This is a genomic window from Chryseobacterium sp. PMSZPI (assembly GCF_002835665.1).
Classification (GTDB): Bacteria; Bacteroidota; Bacteroidia; order Flavobacteriales; family Weeksellaceae; genus Chryseobacterium.
Genome location: NZ_PIZV01000079.1, coordinates 56,948 through 74,307, shown reverse-complemented (window position 1 = coordinate 74,307; position 17,360 = coordinate 56,948). Strand labels below are relative to the sequence as shown.

Here is a 17,360-nt window from a genome sequence, read left to right as displayed (position 1 = left end):
TACACCCCAATTTTAAAAAATGAAACGAAATCTATCTTTTTCCTTATTAATTTTCGCATTTATCAATGCTTTTGCACAGATACCTGCAGGTTATTATGATTCAGCATTTGGCTTAACGGGCCCTAGCTTAAAAACCAAATTAAGTGAAATTATTTATTTACAAAACTACATAGGCTATCCTGCCTTATGGTCTGCTTATTACACAACAGACAGAGACGTTTATTACGAAGGAGACAATACTGTTTTGGATATCTATTCCGAAGTACCCAATGGTCCGGACAACTACAGTTATGCTATGGGAACAAATCAATGTGGACAGAATGGACCAGAAGGAACCTGCTACAATAGAGAACATATTGTTCCTCAAAGCTTATTCCAATCGCAAAATCCAATGTATTCTGACATTCACTTTATCAGACCTACAGACAGTAAAGTAAATGGCATGAGATCCAATAATCCATTTGGAAAAGTAGGAGCAGCAAGTTATATCTCATCCAACGGTTCCAAATTAGGAACAAGTGTATCTCCCGGATATACTTCTGTCGTATTTGAACCTATTGATGAATTCAAAGGAGATGTTGCCAGAATGATCTTTTATTTTGTAACGCGATATGAAAATCAACTTTCTACTTTCCAATCCGGCGGCATGCTTGGGAACACTCCATTTCCAGGCCTTCAAATCTGGGAAAGAGATCAACTATTAGCCTGGCATTTACAGGATCCAGTATCTCCTACTGAAATTGCCCGAAATGACGCAAGCTATCTTGTCCAGGGAAACAGAAACCCGTTTATTGATCACCCTGAATATGCCGTTCAGATATGGGGAACTCCTGTCTTAGACACCCAAGCTCCTACAGCAGCAACTAATCTGATTGCCAACAACCCAACTTCAAGTTCTATGGCATTGAGCTGGACGGCTGCAACGGATAATATTGGAGTAACCTCTTATAGCATCTATGCAAACAATGTATTAAAAGCTTCTGTTTCAGGAACAACAACAGCTACTATTGTAACAGGTTTATCCCCACTTACTCCATATTCTTTCTATGTAATAGCTCAAGATGCAGCCGGAAACTCTTCACCACAAAGTAATATTGCAACAGCAACAACTCTTGACGGTCCTCCAGTAGCCGGAAGCTGTGGAAAAGAAACCTTCAGCAACATCCCTACTTCTACCAACCCGGCTTATGCCACAAGAGTATGGACCAATAACAGTGTAACATGGACTGCAACCGATGCAAGAGTAGATGATACCATTAATGGAAAAGCAATTACTTTAAGAGTAGGCGACTTAACAAGCTCTACCCTTTCAGGAGGCGTACAAAACATAACAGTAACAACCGCATTAAAATATGGATCAGGACCAGGAGTATTGAATGTTGAAGTAAACGGAGTTCAAGTGGGTACAGTTCCTTATAGCGCTGTAACTGGTACAACAACTACAACTACAATTAGTAATATTAATGTTCCTGGAAATGCAGTTATTAAGATTATCAATCCAATAACAGATCCAAAAGGACCAAGAGTTGCAATAGATGACTTAGGCTGGGATTGTTTCAGCACATTGGCAACTTCAGATATTAAAAAAGATAAATCTGAGTTTAGTGTTTACCCTAACCCGGTAAAAAACAACGAATTATTTGTAAAAGGAGAAAACTTAAGCAAAATTTCAAAAGCTGAGATCTATGACATTTCAGGAAAAGTAATTGAAACCATTGTTGCTCCTTTCAAAAACTCAAATAAGATTAATCTTAAAGGCTTAGTAAAAGGAACTTACATTTTAAAAGCAGATCATTTCTCTACAAAATTCATTGTAGATTAATTATTAAAAATATTTCAAACGAAAGGCCGGATTTCTCCGGTCTTTTTTTTATTTTTGATCAATGGATTCCAATAAAAAATTAGGGCTCATAGGAAGAAATATTTCCTATTCTTTTTCTAAGAAATTCTTCGAAAACAAATTTCAAAAGCTTATGCTTAAAGATTTTTCTTACGATATTTTTGACCTGAATGAAATCAATGAAGTAGAAAACCTTTTTTCCTCTCCTGAGCTTTTAGGATTCAACGTCACCATACCTTATAAAGAAAAAATCATGGATTACCTGGATGAATTGAGTGACGAGGCGGAAAAGATTGGAGCTGTAAACTGTGTTTTGATTCAAAACGGAAAAAAAACCGGATATAATACGGATTCTTTCGGATTTGAAAAAACACTTCTTCTTCACAAGAAGCCATCGCAAGACAAAGCCTTAATCCTGGGAAATGGAGGAGCTGCCAAAGCTGTAAAATATGTTTTGGATAAACACAATATACCTTCAATAACGATCTCCAGAAAGTCTGAAATTAATTTTGAAAATCTGGATAAAGATACGGTTCAGGACCATAAAATCATTATCCAATGTACTCCTGTAGGCACGTTTCCGAATGTTGAAGATTGTCTCACTTTCCCTTTTGAAGGACTCACTCAGGAACACTTGGTTATTGATTTAATATACAATCCCAACTATACGAAGTTTATCATCAACGCCTCTGAAAAAGGAGCAAAAACTATAAATGGCTATTATATGCTTGAGCAGCAAGCAGAAAAAGCTTGGGAAATTTGGAATTTTCAAAAAAAATAACATAAATTAGTGCTTTAATTGGCTTTAAAGCTATATTTAAATAAGGACATTAACGCCACTCACATAAAAGATTTGCTATGATTACAGAAAACAATCTTTCTGAAAACGAAGAAAAGAATCCTAACGAAGTTTCTCTAGAGACATCAGAAAACACTCCTTCTCCTGATGTACAGCACCATGAAGATGATGCTGAACATATCGAAGAGCACGATGATATTGAAATTTCATTAGCAGATGCTTTGAAAGAAATGGAAAAAATCATCAATACTCCCAATGCCGGTGAAAACTTCAAAAGATTCAACCTGCTAAAGGATAAAGCAAGTCATTACATCCATGATGAAGTGGAAGATAAGAAGCATGAGTATCTAGAAGCCGGAAATGCTCCTGAAAATTTCGGTTATGAACACCCTTCACAAGCTAAATTTTCTGCTTTAGTTAATATTTTCAGGGAGAAGCACGACGATTTTCAAAAAGGGCAGGAAGAGGAACAAAAGAAAAATCTTGAACATCGTCAAAATATTATCGAAAGACTTAAAAATCTATATACAAGCTCCGAACCGGGAATCAATCTTTTTAAATCCATCCGTGAAATCAAAGAAGAGTGGTCAAGGGCGGGACAAGTTGCCAAATCCGAATTCAAGATTCTTAATAATAATTACTTCCATCATTTGAATCAGTTTTATCAAATGCTTGATTTGAATAAAGAATTTTTGGAACAAGAATATAGCCACAATCTTGAAAAAAGACAGCACATCATTGCCCGTGCTAAAGAATTGGAAAATGAGCCTGTTATTCAAAAAGCATTAAACGAACTTCAATACCTTCACAAACTTTGGAAAGAAGAAGCAGAACCTGTTTCAGAAGAATTCCGTGAAAAAACCTGGGAAGAATTCAAAGAAATTTCCAACAAAATTCACGAAAGAAAATCTGAACTCTCTGCCGTTATTGAAAAGGAACAGAACGACAATCTTGAAAAGAAAAATCAGATTATTACTGAGATCAAAAAACTTTCTGAGCCTTCCGAAACGCCTAACCATAATTATTGGCAAAATGCAATCAAGAGAGTGGAAGATCTTCGTACCGAATTCTTAAAAACCGGAAGTGTTCCAAGAAAATTATCCAATCAGAATTGGAATGAGTTTAAGACAACTCTTAGAGGGTTCAATACCATAAAGAATAATTATTATAAATCTTTAAAAGGTTCTCAGCAGGCTAACCTGGAGGAAAAATTAAAATTAATCCAGACTGCACAAGACAATATGAACAATGAAGAATGGGATATTTCCGTTCCGTTATTCAAAAAACTACAGGAAGACTGGAAAAAAATTGGCCACGTTCCAAAAAGCATGACCAACAAAATCTGGGATGAATTCCGTGATGCATGTAATGGTTTCTTCAACAATTACAGAGAGAAGAGCAATACTTCTACTGACAATTGGAAAGAAAACTACAAAAACAAGAAAGCTCTTCTTGAAGAATTGAAAATGGTTACCAATGAAGATGGAAGCATCGAAAAGATTGAGCAAATCAAGACAGCATGGAATAATATCGGTAAAGTTCCAAGAGACAAAATTTCAATCAACTCTGAATTCAACAAGACTTTAAGAGAAAAATTGAAAATAAATAAGATCAATGAGCTTGAATTAAAAGAAGAAGGATTATCTGAAAATCAATTGACAGACAAAGCAAGAAAAATCAAAAATCAAATTTCTGATCTTGAAGCCGAAATTGTTAAACTTGAAAACAACCTTTCTTTCTTCAACAAACCATCCAGAGAAAATCCGTTGTTAAGAGATACTTACAATACGATTGATGAGAAAAAAGCTCATTTGGAAACATTAAAACAAAATCTCCACAACATTATCACCGGAGAATAAAAGTAAATACAATATATAAAGGCGGAGCAAAGCAATTTGTCTTCGCTTTTTCTTTTTAAAATATGAACAACGACGAACTTTATATTAAAAGATGCATTGAGCTTGCACAAAAAGCACTCGGCAAAACCTATCCCAACCCTTTAGTGGGAAGCGTAATCGTCCACAATGGGAAAATCATCGGCGAAGGTTATCATCATAAAGCAGGAGAAAACCATGCAGAAATTAACGCTATTAATTCTGTAGAAAACAAAGACCTCATTCCGGAATCTACAATCTATGTTTCTCTGGAACCTTGTGCCCATTACGGGAAAACACCTCCTTGTGCTTTAAAAATTAAAGACTTAGGCTTCAAAAAAGTCGTTATCGGTGCTATGGATTCCCATGATAAAGTAAATGGAAAAGGAAAAAAGATCATTCAGGATGCTGGAATTGAAGCCGTTTCAGGAATTTTAGAAAATGAATGTATTGAACTCAATAAAAGATTTTTCACTTACCACGAAAAGAAAAGACCATACATCATTTTAAAATGGGCAGAATCCGGAGATGGTTTTTTAGATAAAGATTTTAAACCAACCGCTATTTCAAATGCATTAGCTAATCAATTTGTTCATCAATTAAGAGCTAACGAACATGCAATTCTAGTAGGTACACAAACCGCTTTACATGATAACCCAAGCCTAACGGTTAGAAATACGGAAGGAATAAATCCTGTCAGAATTTTAATAGATTTCGATTTAAAAGTTCCCGGGAATTATAATATTTTTAATAATGAAGCAAGAACCCTGGTTTTAAATTCCATTAAAGAAGGAAACGAAGGTCACATTCAATTCATTAAAATAGAAAAAGATAATTTCCTTGCTGATCTGATGAATGCGTTATATAAAGAACAAATACAATCTGTCATTATTGAAGGCGGACGTTTCACCCTGCAACAATTCATAGATGCAAAACTCTGGGACGAAGCTATTGTTATTAAAAGTGAAGATCTGAAATTGGAAAACGGCACAAAAGCACCGGAATTTAACCATACAGCTCATAAAACAGAAAATTATAGAGACAATACGATTTCTTTTTTTACATTAAAATAAATGGCTTTACTTTATTAAACACTATAAATCTAGAAAAAATATATTTTTTAAAAGTAGATTTAACCGCAAAAGTCACAAAAGATTCTTACACTTTAATCGTTTTAAGTGACTACTAAACGCCTTTTAAGATCACTAAAGTTTTTGAAAATCTTTGATTTTCATCTTATGTGAACTTCTTACGCGAGTATCCTCTCAACTTACTTGAGGGTACTAACGTGGTTAAAATAAAACTTTTGTGACTTTTGTGATTTAATGATTGATTTACAAAATTATTATTTCAAATTCATTAATTTATGATCATGATGCAGATTAATAAAGCATTTAATACTTTTGCATAAATAAAGCAGGACTACAGATGACGTTTGAATACAAAACCATAGAAAACCCCATAGAAAACACTTTATTAAAAGAAAAAGGAAGCAAATTCATCGGATATGCTTACCCCGTGAATAATGAAAGTGAATTAAAAAATGCTTTGGAAAAAATCAGGGAAGAGCACCCAAAGGCAACTCATCATTGCTATGCCTTCAGAATGGGATTAAATGGGGAAAATTATCGGGCCAATGACGATGGAGAACCTTCAGGCAGCGCAGGATTACCAATTTACAATCAATTATTGGCCAATGAAATCACCAATGTACTGGTAATTGTTGTTCGTTATTATGGCGGGACAAAGTTAGGTGTCTCGGGATTGGTAAAAACCTATAAAGAATCTGCAAAAATCACTTTAGAAGAAGCCAATATCATTACCAGAGAATTGGAAACAGAAATTGAAATCCAGTTCAACTTTAATCAACAGAATACGATCTTTACGTTGCTTTCAAAATTCGATGCCAAGGTTTTAAACTTTGACGCTAATGAAAACTGTATTCTTACCGCTTCCTTAAAACTGATACAAAAAGAAAACATCTCGGAAAAATTATCCGAGATGCAATATGTTTCATTTGAATTTAAAGATTAATCTCTTCTTCCTCCCAACAACAACGAAGCCCAGTAAAGAAGTTGCGCCAGAGAACCTAAAGCTGCAACAACATAGGTTCTTGCTGCCCATTTTAAACTATCCTGCACTCCAACAAATTCTTCCTGAGTTACAGTTCCCGTATCCTTAAGCCATTTCATAGCTCTGTTACTCGCATCATATTCCACAGGTAATGTCACAAACGCAAAAAGAGTTGTCATGGCAAACATCGCCACCCCAATCGCAAGAACAGTGGTATTTCCGTTCGGGTTTTCAATCGTTCTTGAAGCTGCCATAATCGCAATACCTGCGATCAGAACAAACTGCATCAGATTAGAACTTATATTTACTATAGGAACGAGTTTTGAACGTAGATTCAGCATAGAATATCCTACAGCATGTTGTACTGCATGCCCACATTCGTGAGCTGCGACTGCCGCCGCCGCTGCATTTCTCTGCATATAAACTCCTTCAGAAAGATTTACTGTTTTATCTGCCGGATTATAATGATCCGTCAATTGGCCGGGAACTGATATTACCTGAACATCGTTGATCCCGTTATCTCTCAACATCTTTTCCGCTACCTCTTTCCCCGAAAGACCGTTTCGAAGGTGTACATTGGAATAATACTCAAATTTCGACTTCAATCTGGATGAAACCCACCAGCTCACCAACATTGAAATTCCAATAATGATATAATAACCCATCATTTTATATAAATTTTGTGTTTAATTTGTACCCATAATGAAATAAAAACTGTGCCAAAGTATAAGATATTATTATTTATATTTGTCCTCAAATTTACCTTTAAAAGACATGTCTACAGTTTCAATTATTGAAGTAAAAACAGCCGCCCAACTCAAGCAATTCGTAAGATTCCCAATGGATCTGTACAAAAATAACCCGTACTATGTCCCATCTTTTATCAATGACGAAATCAACATCTGGAACGCTGACGAAAACCCGGCACTTCAATATTCTGAAGCAAAACAATATTTAGCCTATAAAAATGACAAAATTGCAGGAAGAATTGCTGTCATTATTAACCATAAAGAAGAAAAAGAATTAGGAATCCGAAAAGTACGCTTCGGATGGATAGATTTCATTGATGATGAAGAAGTTTCTGAGGCATTAATCCAAAAAGCAATTGATTACGCCAAAGAAAAAAACATCAACAATATAGAGGGCCCGATGGGATTCACTAATCTCGACAAAGCAGGAATGCTGATCAAAGGATTTGATCAACTGGCTACCATGATTGGCATTTACAACCACGAATATTATCCCAAACATTTAGAAAAACTGGGATTGATAAAAGAAAAAGAATGGGTGGAATTTGAAATCATTTTCCCAGAATCCTTACCTGAAAAAATTCATAAGTTCAACCAATTAATTTCGGAAAAATACAAACTCAAAGTTTTAAGATTTAAAACAAAAGAAGAAATTATCCAATATGTAGATCCAATGTTTGATCTTTTAGATGAGACCTACAAACACCTGTCTACTTACACCCCAATTTCCGACGAGCAACGAAAGACCTATAAAGAAAAATATTTCAAACTTATCGATAAGGATTTCATCGTGTGTATTACCGATGAACACAACAATCTTATTTCATTTGCGATAACAATGCCTTCATACTCGAAAGCGTTACAAAAATCCGGAGGAAAATTATTCCCATTCGGCTGGTGGCACTTTTTAAGAGCCGGCAAGAGAAATGACAGAGCCAATTTTTACCTGATTGGTATCCACCCGGACTATCAACGTAGAGGTGTAACGTCCATTATCTTCAAAGAAATTTTTGATGTTTTCAAAAAGAAAGGTGTTAAATTCCTTGAAACCAACCCTGAACTGGAAGAAAACAAAAGCATCCAACTATTATGGCAGGACTATAACCCAGTAAACCATAAAAGAAGAAGAACATACTCCATGATGATAAATGATAAATAATGAGTAATCAGCAATGAGTAATCAATTAAATTACATTCCTCTTCTACTCTAAAACGCTCCCACACTCAAACCCTAATACTCCCCAACTTCAAACATTTTCACCTCATGAAACCACAGCTTATCATCTTTGCCATTTTAATCGCCGGATTTATTGTTTACAACTTTTTTTTCCAGTCACCTGATGATAAAACCAATACTGTCATCAACATCCTTTTTGCCAGTATTCTTTTTGGATATATTGCATTTATGGCCTACTCTCTTCTTAAAAAAATGAAGAAATAACCTGTTATTTTTATTGATTCTAAATTATCAGTTTTCCCTATTTTCATCCTACTTTTAAGCTGATAAATTTCATGCTTTATTGTTTATTCGTTAAATTTGCAAATTGAGATAATAATGCAAAAATGAATTTACCTGAAAGTTATATTCCAATCCTTATCCAGGCTGGTGTAGCAATAGGATTTGTAGCGGTTTCTTTGCTTGGAGCACATTTCTTGGGCCCACAGCAGAAAAAAGGAAACTCTGTAAAAAACCAAAGCTGGGAATGTGGAGTTCCTGTAGAAGGAAATGCAAGAACACCGTTTTCCATCAAGTACTTCCTGACTGCGGTATTGTTTGTACTATTCGATATTGAAATCGTATTTTTTTATCCCTACGCGGTAAACTTCAGAGAATTCGGAATGGAAGGATTCTTAGCGGTACTTACCTTTGTAGCAATCTTCTTCATGGCGTTTTTCTATGTTTGGAAACGTGGTGCACTTGATTGGGATAAATAAATTTTAACATTAAAAGATTGAATGTATTTAAGTAATTTAAAGATTTCCAAGATCTTATTTTTTTAATCTTTAAATATTTTAATCTTTAAATATTTACTAAAAATGTCAGATAAAAAACCAGTAATAAGAACAGATGCACCTGCTCCCGAAGGATATGAAGGAGAAGGGTTTTTCGCAACAAAACTGAGCAGTGTAATCGGAATGGCAAGAAAGTTTTCACTTTGGCCATTGCCATTTGCTACCTCTTGTTGTGGTATCGAGTTTATGGCTACCCTGAACCCTACTTATGATGCTTCAAGGTTTGGTATGGAAAGAAACTCTTTCTCCCCAAGACAAGCAGATATGCTGATGGTTTGCGGAACTATATCAAAGAAATTAGGACCAGTCCTAAAAGAAGTATACACTCAGATGGCTGAGCCGAAATGGGTAGTTGCAGTGGGAGCTTGTGCTTCCAGCGGTGGTATTTTTGATACGTATTCTGTACTTCAGGGAATTGATAAGATTATTCCGGTTGACGTTTATGTTCCCGGATGTCCTCCAAGACCTGAACAAATCATTGAAGGAGTAATGCAGGTACAGGCTCTTGCAGAAAGCGAAAGCATCAGAAGAAGAGATATGCCTGAATATCAGAAATTATTAGATTCTTACAACATAAGCAACTAAACGGAAATGACAAACGAATTTGTATTAGAAGCAATCACAAGAGAATTTCCGGAATCTGTTATTTCAAGTTCAGAGCCTTATGGCATGCTGACGATTGAAGTAAAGAAAGAAGACATCAAAAAGATCATACACTATCTTAAAGATTCATCTTTGGAGATCAACTTCCTTACTGATGTTTGTGGTATCCACTATCCTGAATTCCCGGAAAAAGAAATCGGAGTTGTATATCATTTGCACAACATGATGACCAATTTCAGATTACGTCTGAAAATCTTTATGTCCAGAGAAAATATTGAAGTGGATTCTCTTACGGATTTATATGCGGGAGCTAACTGGATGGAGAGAGAAACGTATGATTTTTATGGAATTAAATTTAAAGGACACCCGGATCTTAGACCTATCTTGAATATGGAAGATCTTGGATACCACCCAATGTTGAAGGAATATCGCCTTGAAGACGGTACCAGAACCGACAAGAACGATAATATGTTCGGAAGATAAATAAATTTGAAATTGGATATTTGAGATTTGAAGTTAACCATTCAAATTTCAAATCTCAAATCTAAATATATTATGAAAGATAACTCATTATCTAATATACTAAACCAGTACGAAAGTAAGGAACAGATTGACGGACAATTATATACCCTGAATCTAGGACCTACCCACCCTGCTACTCACGGGATTTTCCAGAATATCTTAACGATGGACGGAGAAAGAATCCTTCATGCTGAGCAAACGGTTGGATATATCCACAGAGCATTTGAAAAAATTTCTGAAAGAAGAAATTACTCTCAGATCACTACCCTTACTGACCGTATGAATTACTGTTCTGCACCCATCAATAACCTTGGTTGGCATATGACAGTGGAAAAGCTGATTGGCGTTAAAGTTCCAAAGCGTGTAGACTATATGCGTGTTATCCTGATGGAGCTTGCAAGAATCGGTGACCACCTGATCTGTAACGGGGTTACCGGGATGGACTCAGGAGCAATTACAGGTCTTACTTATATGTTTATCGAAAGAGAACGTATTTATGATATGTATGAGCAGATCTGCGGGGCGAGGATGACAACTAACATGGGAAGAATCGGAGGATTTGAAAGAGATTTCACTCCTAAGTTCCATGAGTTATTACAGGATTTCTTAAAAACATTCCCTGGTAGATTTAAAGAATTCTGTACACTTTTAGAGAGAAACAGAATTTTCATGGACAGAACCATCGGTACTGGAGCTATTTCTGCTGAAAGAGCTTTAAGTTATGGTTTCACTGGTCCTAACTTACGTGCAGCAGGTGTAGATTACGATGTGAGAGTTGCACAACCTTATTCCTCATACGAAGATTTCGACTTCATTATTCCTGTAGGAACTTCAGGAGACACTTACGACCGTTTCATGGTTCGTCAACAGGAAATCTGGGAATCCATTAAAATAATCAAACAAGCATACGAAAATCTTCCGGAAGGACCATTCCATGCGGATGTTCCTGATTTCTATCTTCCTGAAAAGGCAGATGTATATCAAAAAATGGAAGCTTTGATTTATCACTTCAAAATTGTAATGGGCGAAACCGATGTACCGAAAGGAGAAGTTTACCATGCAGTAGAAGGTGGAAACGGAGAATTAGGTTTCTATCTTGTGAGTGACGGAGGAAGAAGTCCTTACAGACTTCACTTCAGAAGACCTTGTTTCATCTACTATCAGGCATATCCTGAAATGATTACAGGTTCTGTGATTTCGGACGCCATTGTAACGATGTGTAGTATGAATATTATTGCGGGAGAATTAGACGCATAAAAAGAAGATGTCAGACATCAGATTTCAGATGTTAGACTCTTCGCTTTATATATAAATTTAAAATCTGATGTCTGAAATCTGGCATCTGAAATCTTAGATAAAAAATGAGCGAAACAATAGCTTTTAAACCGGAAAGTTTAGCACAGGTACACAAAATTATCGCAAGATATCCTGAAGGAAGACAGAAATCTGCTCTTCTTCCTGTACTTCACCTGGCACAAAAAGAATTCGGAGGATGGTTAGACGTTCCTGTGATGGATTATGTTGCCGGACTATTAAGTATCAAACCGATCGAAGTATACGAAGTGGCTACTTTCTATACCATGTTCAATATGAAGCCGGTGGGTAAATATGTTTTGGAAGTTTGCAGAACAGGGCCTTGTATGGTTTGTGGAAGCGAAAAAATCCTTGATCATATCAGAACGAAACTGAACATTAAGGACGGAGAAACTACTGAAGATGGTATGTTCACTTTAAAACCAGCTGAATGTCTTGGAGCATGTGGTTATGCCCCAATGTTACAGTTAGGTAAGTTCTTTCATGAAAATTTAACGATAGAAAAAGTAGACGAAATCCTTGAGCTGTGCAGACAGGGACAACTTGCTTTAGACTAATATAATTATATGGAGAACCAACATCTTACATATTTTAAAGTAGAAAATTTCAAGAAGTTTGACTCTCTTGAAATAAAGGATATTGGTCAATTTAATTTAATTGTTGGTGATAATAATGTTGGAAAAACTTGTTTTCTTGAATCTCTTTTGATTAATTCAGATGATTCAGTTTTATTAGATAATTGGATTAATATTTTGGAGAAAAGAAGTTTAATAAAAATTGAAAATTCAAATGAATTAATTAAGTCCGATTTTAGAAGTAATGAGGTTCTTGCTAACAAATATTATAGTTTATTTAAGAAGAATTTTTTAAAAAATAATAAAGAAGCTATTTCTTTTTATTTTAATGAAGATTTAACCGATAGAATTATAATCGATAATAAAGGAGATCGTTGGTTGTCTTTATATAGTAAATCATTTTATAAGATTATACAAAACTATGTTTTAAACGATAAAAAAGATTTCAATTTTTCTTTTATTGCCTTTAACTCAACTTATGAAAAAGATATTTTTCAGCTTTATTACAATATTAAAACTAAAAGTGATAAGGAAAATTTAGTTAAAACATTACAAGTTATCGATGATAATATTATGGATGTTGAACTTCGTCAAAATTTTGATGATTTAGAAAATGTATTTCTTTTAAGCTTTAAAGACAAAGATGAGTTTGTTCCTGTAAATTACCTTGGTGATGGTTTTAAAAGAATTTTCTATATAGCTTTAAAGGTTCTTTCATTAAAAGGGAAGAGAATAATGATTGACGAAATAGAGACTGGTATTCATTATTCGAGACAGAAAGATTTTTGGATAAATATTTTGAAAATTTGTACTGAATTAGATGTACAAATATTTGCTACGACTCATTCTAACGAATGTATTCAGGCATTTTACGAAGCAAGTAAGCAATTAAATGAACAAAGAGATATAAGATTAATTAGCCTACAAGAAGGAGAGCAAGATAAAATTTATAGTACAACCTATAATTTTGAAAATATAGAAGCTGGACTATATTCAAATATTGAGCTAAGAGCATAATGAAAGAATATAGCCTAAATAAAATATTTGTAGAAGGAGAATCTGATAAAAATTTTATAGATTTTCTACTTTTGCAATTCTTTGGGATTAGCGATCCGGAATTAGTTATAGATGTTAAAGGTAAAGACAAATTGAAAGATAATCCTTTACTGATTAACGAGAGAAGACGTTCTGAAGGAGCAAAAAATTTGATAATATTTGACACCGATTTTAATAATTCTGTTTCAAAAGGAGGAAGAGAAAAAAGATTAGATGAATATCAAGCAGTAGGTAATGGCTTAAATATTCAATTATCCATATTTCTTCTACCATTTGACGATCAAAACGAAGGTCTCTTAGAAGATCTTCTAAATACTTGTTTGAAAGAAGAATTTAATTTCTTTGATAGTTGTTGGAATACCATGATTGAATGTACTAAAGCATCAAATGTTGATAAAATTAATTTACCTGCTCAAAAAGCATTTTTGTTTTCTAAAATAGATTTATTTAAGGAACACAGGAGTGAAAAATGGGATTATAAATCTTCTTCAAAATACCAATATGATGATAATGGTATTTGGGAATTTGAAAGAGATAAAAACGAAAATTTAGATAAACTACTAAAGTTTATAGAAGATAATTTATTTAATAATTAGTAATGAGTAAAAAACTTTTACTTAAAGACGCACATATAGAAGGTATCCGCTACTTTGAAACTTACCGTAAACAGGGAGGTTATACTGCAGCTGAAAAAGCCTTGAAAATGACTCCTGACGAAATTCTTGAAGAAGTAAAAGCTTCAGGATTAAGAGGTCGTGGTGGAGCTGGATTCCCTACAGGGATGAAATGGAGCTTTTTGGCAAAACCGGAAGGCGTTCCAAGACACCTTGTGGTCAATGCAGATGAATCTGAGCCTGGAACATTCAAGGACAGATATCTGATGGAGTTCCTTCCTCACCTATTGATTGAAGGAATGCTAATTTCATCGTACTGTTTAGGTTCTAACACTTCTTATATCTACATCCGTGGAGAATATTCATGGATTCCGGATATCCTTGAAGAAGCAATTGAAGAAGCTAAAGCAGCAGGATTTTTAGGTAAAAATATTTTAGGAACAGGTTTCGATCTTGAAATCTATGTACAGAGAGGTGGTGGAGCATACATCTGTGGTGAAGAAACTGCATTGCTTGAATCCCTTGAAGGAAAAAGAGGTAACCCAAGATTAAAACCGCCATTCCCGGCTGTAAAAGGTCTTTGGGAGAGACCAACGGTGGTAAACAACGTTGAGTCTATTGCAGCAATTGTTCCAATCATTGATATTACAGGTGCTGAGTATGCAAAAATCGGAGTTGGAAGATCAACAGGTACAAAATTAATTTCTGCTTGTGGAAACATCAACAAACCGGGGGTATACGAAATTGATATGACCATTACAGTAGAAGAATTCATCTATTCTGATGAATATTGCGGTGGTATTAAAGATGGTAAAAAATTAAAGGCTTGTATTCCTGGAGGAAGTTCTGTTCCGATTGTTCCAGCAAACTTATTGTTGAGAACCGTAAACGGAGAGCCAAGATATATGAACTATGAATCATTGGCTGACGGTGGTTTTGCTACCGGAACCATGATGGGTTCAGGAGGTTTCATCGTTTTGGATGAAGACCAGTGTATTGTAGAACACACGATGACTTTAGCAAGATTCTATAACCATGAAAGTTGCGGGCAATGTACTCCGTGCCGTGAAGGTACAGGATGGATGTACAAGATTTTGAAAAAAATCGAGAAAGGAGAAGGAAAAATGGAAGATATCGATCTACTTTGGGATATCCAGAGAAAAATCGAAGGAAATACGATCTGTCCATTAGGTGATGCCGCAGCTTGGCCGGTTGCAGCAGCCATACGTCATTTCAGAGATGAATTTGAATGGCACGTGAAAAACCCTGAGTTGTCTCAAACTCAAAATTATGGATTAGCACATTATGCAGATCCTATTCCGGCTGTTGAAAAAAATGCATAGATGAAAAAGTTATTGGTTGTCGGCTTAATGATGTCGAGTTTTGTTTTCGGACAAAAGAAAGATTCTTTATTAGTAGAAAATAATGCAGATCTGTTTAAAACTCCTGTTTCTAAAAAACCGGAACCTTTAAGCAAAAAAGGACAAATGTTCGTTTTCTTTGGATGGAACAGAGCTATATTTAGTAATTCTGATATCCGTTTCTCAGGAAATGGTTACGATTTTCAGCTGAATAATGTAACGGCACAGGACAGACCTACCAAATTTGGTATTGTTTATATCAATCCGGGATGGTTTACCGTTGTACAGTATAACTTCAGAGCGGGTTATTTTATCAAAGATAATTTGGCACTTGTTCTTGGAATTGACCACATGAAATATGTGATGGATCAGAACCAGACTGTAGGCTTCAAAGGTCATATTTCAGATCCTCAATATGCAGCAATGGTTCAAAACGGACAGGTAAACCTGGCAGATGAGAAGTTCCTTACTTTTGAACATACAGACGGGCTTAATTATGAAAACTTGGGTCTTGAAAAATATCAAAGTCTTATCAATAAGAAAAATGTTGATTTGGTTTGGTCTTACGGAGCCGGTATCGGATTTATGTTCCCGAAAAGTAATGTAAAACTTTTTGGTAATGAAAGAAGTGACCGTTTCCACGTAGCAGGCCTTGGAACTGATGTAAGAGCCAGTCTTAACTTAGTTTTGTGGGATCATGTAATGGTAAGATTAGAAGGAAAAGCCGGTTATATCAATATGTGGGACATTAAGACTACATTGAACAACAAGCCTGACAAAGCCCAACAGGATTTTGTTTTCGGACAAATTCTTGCAGGAATTGGATATACATTTAATACGAAAAAATATAAATAACAAAGCCTATTGCTTAATGCATAAAGCTTAAAGCATATCATATGAGCGAAGAAGTTAAAAAATTCAAAATAACTATAGACGGCCAGACTACCGAAGTTTTGCCTGGTACTTCTATTTTGGAAGCGGCAAGACAAATCGGTGGAAAATCTGTACCTCCTGCTATGTGTTACTATAGCAAATTAGAGACCAGTGGAGGAAGATGCAGAACTTGTCTTGTGGAAGTTTCTAAAGGATCTGAAGCTGATCCGCGTCCTATGCCGAAATTGGTAGCAAGTTGCAGAACGAACGTTATGGACGGTATGGAAGTTAAAAACCTTACTTCTGAGAAAGCTCAGGAAGGAAGAAAAGCGGTGACCGAATTTTTATTGGTAAATCACCCGCTGGACTGCCCTATCTGTGATCAGGCAGGAGAATGCCACCTTCAGGACTTAGGATATGAGCATGGTGTAGAAAGTACAAGAACAGAATTCGAAAGAAATACTTACGAAGCTGATGATCTTGGACCACACATCAAATTGAACATGAACCGTTGTATTCTTTGTGCCAGATGTGTATTAGCGGCTAATCAATTGACAGGTGAAAGAGAGCATGGTATCCTTTTCAGAGGAGATCACGCTGAAATTTCAACCTATTTAAATAAAGCTTTAGACAATGACTTCATCGGAAACGTTATCGATGTTTGCCCTGTAGGAGCATTAACGGACAGAACTGCTCGTTTTGCCAGCAGAGTATGGTTTACAAAACCAATGAATGCTTCTTGCAAATGTGATAAATGTTCCGGAAAAGCTGTAGTATGGATGAAAGGTGAAGAAATCGTAAGAGTAACGGCAAGAAAAGACCAGTGGGGTGAAGTTGAAGAATTCATTTGTGATACATGCCGTTTCGAAAGAAAAGCATTATCAGACTGGAACATCGAAGGTCCTAGACACATCGACAGACATTCTGTAATTTCATTGAACCACTACGAAAAGCCAAAAGACGAGCTAAGAGTTTTAGACAATCCGATGGCTAAGGAAATCAGTGAAAAAGACGAAAAATAATTTTAATAAAGACAATTAGATTTCAGACACAAGACATCAGACTTAACCTCATATCTAGTATCTGACATCTCA

Annotated in this window: 18 protein-coding genes; 17 read left to right on the top strand and 1 reads right to left on the bottom strand. The window is 35.4% G+C overall.

Annotation, left to right across the window (positions count from 1 at the left end):
* Positions 1-19 precede the first annotated feature (19 nt).
* From CW752_RS16640 to CW752_RS16620, 5 genes are all read left to right on the top strand, one after another.
* Entirely contained in the window at positions 20-1,822 is a 1,803-nt protein-coding gene (locus tag CW752_RS16640; protein ID WP_101240815.1) for an endonuclease, read from the top strand.
* A gap of 61 nt (positions 1,823-1,883) precedes the next feature.
* Positions 1,884-2,621, top strand: coding sequence for a shikimate dehydrogenase family protein (locus CW752_RS16635; protein ID WP_101240814.1), 738 nt, complete (start codon positions 1,884-1,886; stop codon positions 2,619-2,621).
* A 77-nt stretch (positions 2,622-2,698) separates the two neighbouring features.
* A complete protein-coding gene (locus CW752_RS16630; protein ID WP_101240813.1) occupies positions 2,699-4,498 on the top strand; it encodes a DUF349 domain-containing protein in 1,800 nt (599 codons plus the stop codon).
* Between the two features lie 62 nt (positions 4,499-4,560).
* Positions 4,561-5,586: a bifunctional diaminohydroxyphosphoribosylaminopyrimidine deaminase/5-amino-6-(5-phosphoribosylamino)uracil reductase RibD gene (gene ribD / locus CW752_RS16625; protein WP_101240812.1), complete on the top strand. Its 1,026-nt coding sequence runs from the start codon at positions 4,561-4,563 to the stop codon at positions 5,584-5,586.
* A gap of 355 nt (positions 5,587-5,941) precedes the next feature.
* Positions 5,942-6,547, top strand: coding sequence for an IMPACT family protein (locus CW752_RS16620; RefSeq protein WP_101240811.1), 606 nt, complete (start codon positions 5,942-5,944; stop codon positions 6,545-6,547).
* Here CW752_RS16620 and CW752_RS16615 read toward each other — a convergent pair.
* Entirely contained in the window at positions 6,544-7,254 is a 711-nt protein-coding gene (locus tag CW752_RS16615; RefSeq protein ID WP_185117657.1) for a zinc metallopeptidase, read from the bottom strand. The two genes, CW752_RS16620 and CW752_RS16615, sit on opposite strands and share 4 nt — an antisense overlap.
* 106 nt (positions 7,255-7,360) lie before the next feature.
* Between CW752_RS16615 and CW752_RS16610 the strand changes: the two genes are divergently transcribed.
* The 12 genes from CW752_RS16610 to CW752_RS16560 all read left to right on the top strand — a co-directional run bounded on the left by CW752_RS16610 (position 7,361) and on the right by CW752_RS16560 (position 17,288).
* Positions 7,361-8,494: a GNAT family N-acetyltransferase gene (locus CW752_RS16610; RefSeq protein ID WP_101240810.1), complete on the top strand. Its 1,134-nt coding sequence runs from the start codon at positions 7,361-7,363 to the stop codon at positions 8,492-8,494.
* A gap of 105 nt (positions 8,495-8,599) precedes the next feature.
* Positions 8,600-8,776 carry a hypothetical protein gene (locus tag CW752_RS16985; protein WP_185117656.1) on the top strand — a complete coding sequence of 59 codons (177 nt, stop codon included), beginning with the start codon at positions 8,600-8,602 and terminating at the stop codon, positions 8,774-8,776.
* 122 nt (positions 8,777-8,898) lie between these two features.
* Entirely contained in the window at positions 8,899-9,270 is a 372-nt protein-coding gene (locus CW752_RS16605) for an NADH-quinone oxidoreductase subunit A (RefSeq protein WP_101240809.1), read from the top strand.
* A gap of 102 nt (positions 9,271-9,372) precedes the next feature.
* Positions 9,373-9,933, top strand: a complete 561-nt coding sequence (locus tag CW752_RS16600; protein ID WP_002983540.1) for an NADH-quinone oxidoreductase subunit B — start codon at positions 9,373-9,375, stop codon at positions 9,931-9,933.
* Between the two features lie 6 nt (positions 9,934-9,939).
* Entirely contained in the window at positions 9,940-10,434 is a 495-nt protein-coding gene (locus CW752_RS16595) for an NADH-quinone oxidoreductase subunit C (protein WP_101240808.1), read from the top strand.
* A gap of 72 nt (positions 10,435-10,506) precedes the next feature.
* Entirely contained in the window at positions 10,507-11,730 is a 1,224-nt protein-coding gene (gene nuoD / locus CW752_RS16590; protein WP_101240829.1) for an NADH dehydrogenase (quinone) subunit D, read from the top strand.
* 104 nt (positions 11,731-11,834) lie between these two features.
* Positions 11,835-12,344, top strand: a complete 510-nt coding sequence (gene nuoE / locus CW752_RS16585) for a complex I 24 kDa subunit family protein (RefSeq protein ID WP_089739359.1) — start codon at positions 11,835-11,837, stop codon at positions 12,342-12,344.
* A gap of 9 nt (positions 12,345-12,353) precedes the next feature.
* On the top strand, positions 12,354-13,379 hold the full coding sequence (locus CW752_RS16580; protein ID WP_101240807.1) for an AAA family ATPase: 1,026 nt from the start codon (positions 12,354-12,356) through the stop codon (positions 13,377-13,379).
* Complete coding sequence (locus CW752_RS16575; RefSeq protein WP_101240806.1) at positions 13,379-14,014, top strand: DUF3226 domain-containing protein; 636 nt, start codon at positions 13,379-13,381, stop codon at positions 14,012-14,014. The genes CW752_RS16580 and CW752_RS16575 overlap by 1 nt, the downstream gene beginning before the upstream one ends.
* A gap of 2 nt (positions 14,015-14,016) precedes the next feature.
* A complete protein-coding gene (nuoF, locus tag CW752_RS16570; protein WP_101240805.1) occupies positions 14,017-15,375 on the top strand; it encodes an NADH-quinone oxidoreductase subunit NuoF in 1,359 nt (452 codons plus the stop codon).
* The gene (locus CW752_RS16565) at positions 15,376-16,248 is read left to right on the top strand and encodes a hypothetical protein (protein ID WP_101240804.1); all 873 of its coding nucleotides are present in this window, start codon (positions 15,376-15,378) and stop codon (positions 16,246-16,248) included. It begins immediately after the preceding gene.
* Between the two features lie 41 nt (positions 16,249-16,289).
* Positions 16,290-17,288, top strand: coding sequence for a 2Fe-2S iron-sulfur cluster-binding protein (locus CW752_RS16560; protein ID WP_101240803.1), 999 nt, complete (start codon positions 16,290-16,292; stop codon positions 17,286-17,288).
* The last annotated feature ends 72 nt before the right edge of the window (positions 17,289-17,360 follow it).

What these genes read in the sequence shown, in the direction of transcription:
- CW752_RS16575 (WP_101240806.1), top strand. Translation starts at nt 13,379, where the DNA reads ATGAAAGAATATAGCCTAAATAAAATATTTGTAGAAGGAGAATCTGAT.
- CW752_RS16605 (WP_101240809.1), top strand. Translation starts at nt 8,899, where the DNA reads ATGAATTTACCTGAAAGTTATATTCCAATCCTTATCCAGGCTGGTGTA.
- CW752_RS16600 (WP_002983540.1), top strand. Translation starts at nt 9,373, where the DNA reads ATGTCAGATAAAAAACCAGTAATAAGAACAGATGCACCTGCTCCCGAA.
- nuoD (WP_101240829.1), top strand. Translation starts at nt 10,507, where the DNA reads ATGAAAGATAACTCATTATCTAATATACTAAACCAGTACGAAAGTAAG.
- nuoF (WP_101240805.1), top strand. Translation starts at nt 14,017, where the DNA reads ATGAGTAAAAAACTTTTACTTAAAGACGCACATATAGAAGGTATCCGC.
- CW752_RS16560 (WP_101240803.1), top strand. Translation starts at nt 16,290, where the DNA reads ATGAGCGAAGAAGTTAAAAAATTCAAAATAACTATAGACGGCCAGACT.
- CW752_RS16580 (WP_101240807.1), top strand. Translation starts at nt 12,354, where the DNA reads ATGGAGAACCAACATCTTACATATTTTAAAGTAGAAAATTTCAAGAAG.
- CW752_RS16620 (WP_101240811.1), top strand. Translation starts at nt 5,942, where the DNA reads ATGACGTTTGAATACAAAACCATAGAAAACCCCATAGAAAACACTTTA.
- CW752_RS16595 (WP_101240808.1), top strand. Translation starts at nt 9,940, where the DNA reads ATGACAAACGAATTTGTATTAGAAGCAATCACAAGAGAATTTCCGGAA.
- CW752_RS16985 (WP_185117656.1), top strand. Translation starts at nt 8,600, where the DNA reads ATGAAACCACAGCTTATCATCTTTGCCATTTTAATCGCCGGATTTATT.
- CW752_RS16610 (WP_101240810.1), top strand. Translation starts at nt 7,361, where the DNA reads ATGTCTACAGTTTCAATTATTGAAGTAAAAACAGCCGCCCAACTCAAG.
- nuoE (WP_089739359.1), top strand. Translation starts at nt 11,835, where the DNA reads ATGAGCGAAACAATAGCTTTTAAACCGGAAAGTTTAGCACAGGTACAC.
- CW752_RS16635 (WP_101240814.1), top strand. Translation starts at nt 1,884, where the DNA reads ATGGATTCCAATAAAAAATTAGGGCTCATAGGAAGAAATATTTCCTAT.
- CW752_RS16630 (WP_101240813.1), top strand. Translation starts at nt 2,699, where the DNA reads ATGATTACAGAAAACAATCTTTCTGAAAACGAAGAAAAGAATCCTAAC.
- CW752_RS16640 (WP_101240815.1), top strand. Translation starts at nt 20, where the DNA reads ATGAAACGAAATCTATCTTTTTCCTTATTAATTTTCGCATTTATCAAT.
- CW752_RS16615 (WP_185117657.1), bottom strand. Translation starts at nt 7,254, where the DNA reads ATGATGGGTTATTATATCATTATTGGAATTTCAATGTTGGTGAGCTGG.
- ribD (WP_101240812.1), top strand. Translation starts at nt 4,561, where the DNA reads ATGAACAACGACGAACTTTATATTAAAAGATGCATTGAGCTTGCACAA.
- CW752_RS16565 (WP_101240804.1), top strand. Translation starts at nt 15,376, where the DNA reads ATGAAAAAGTTATTGGTTGTCGGCTTAATGATGTCGAGTTTTGTTTTC.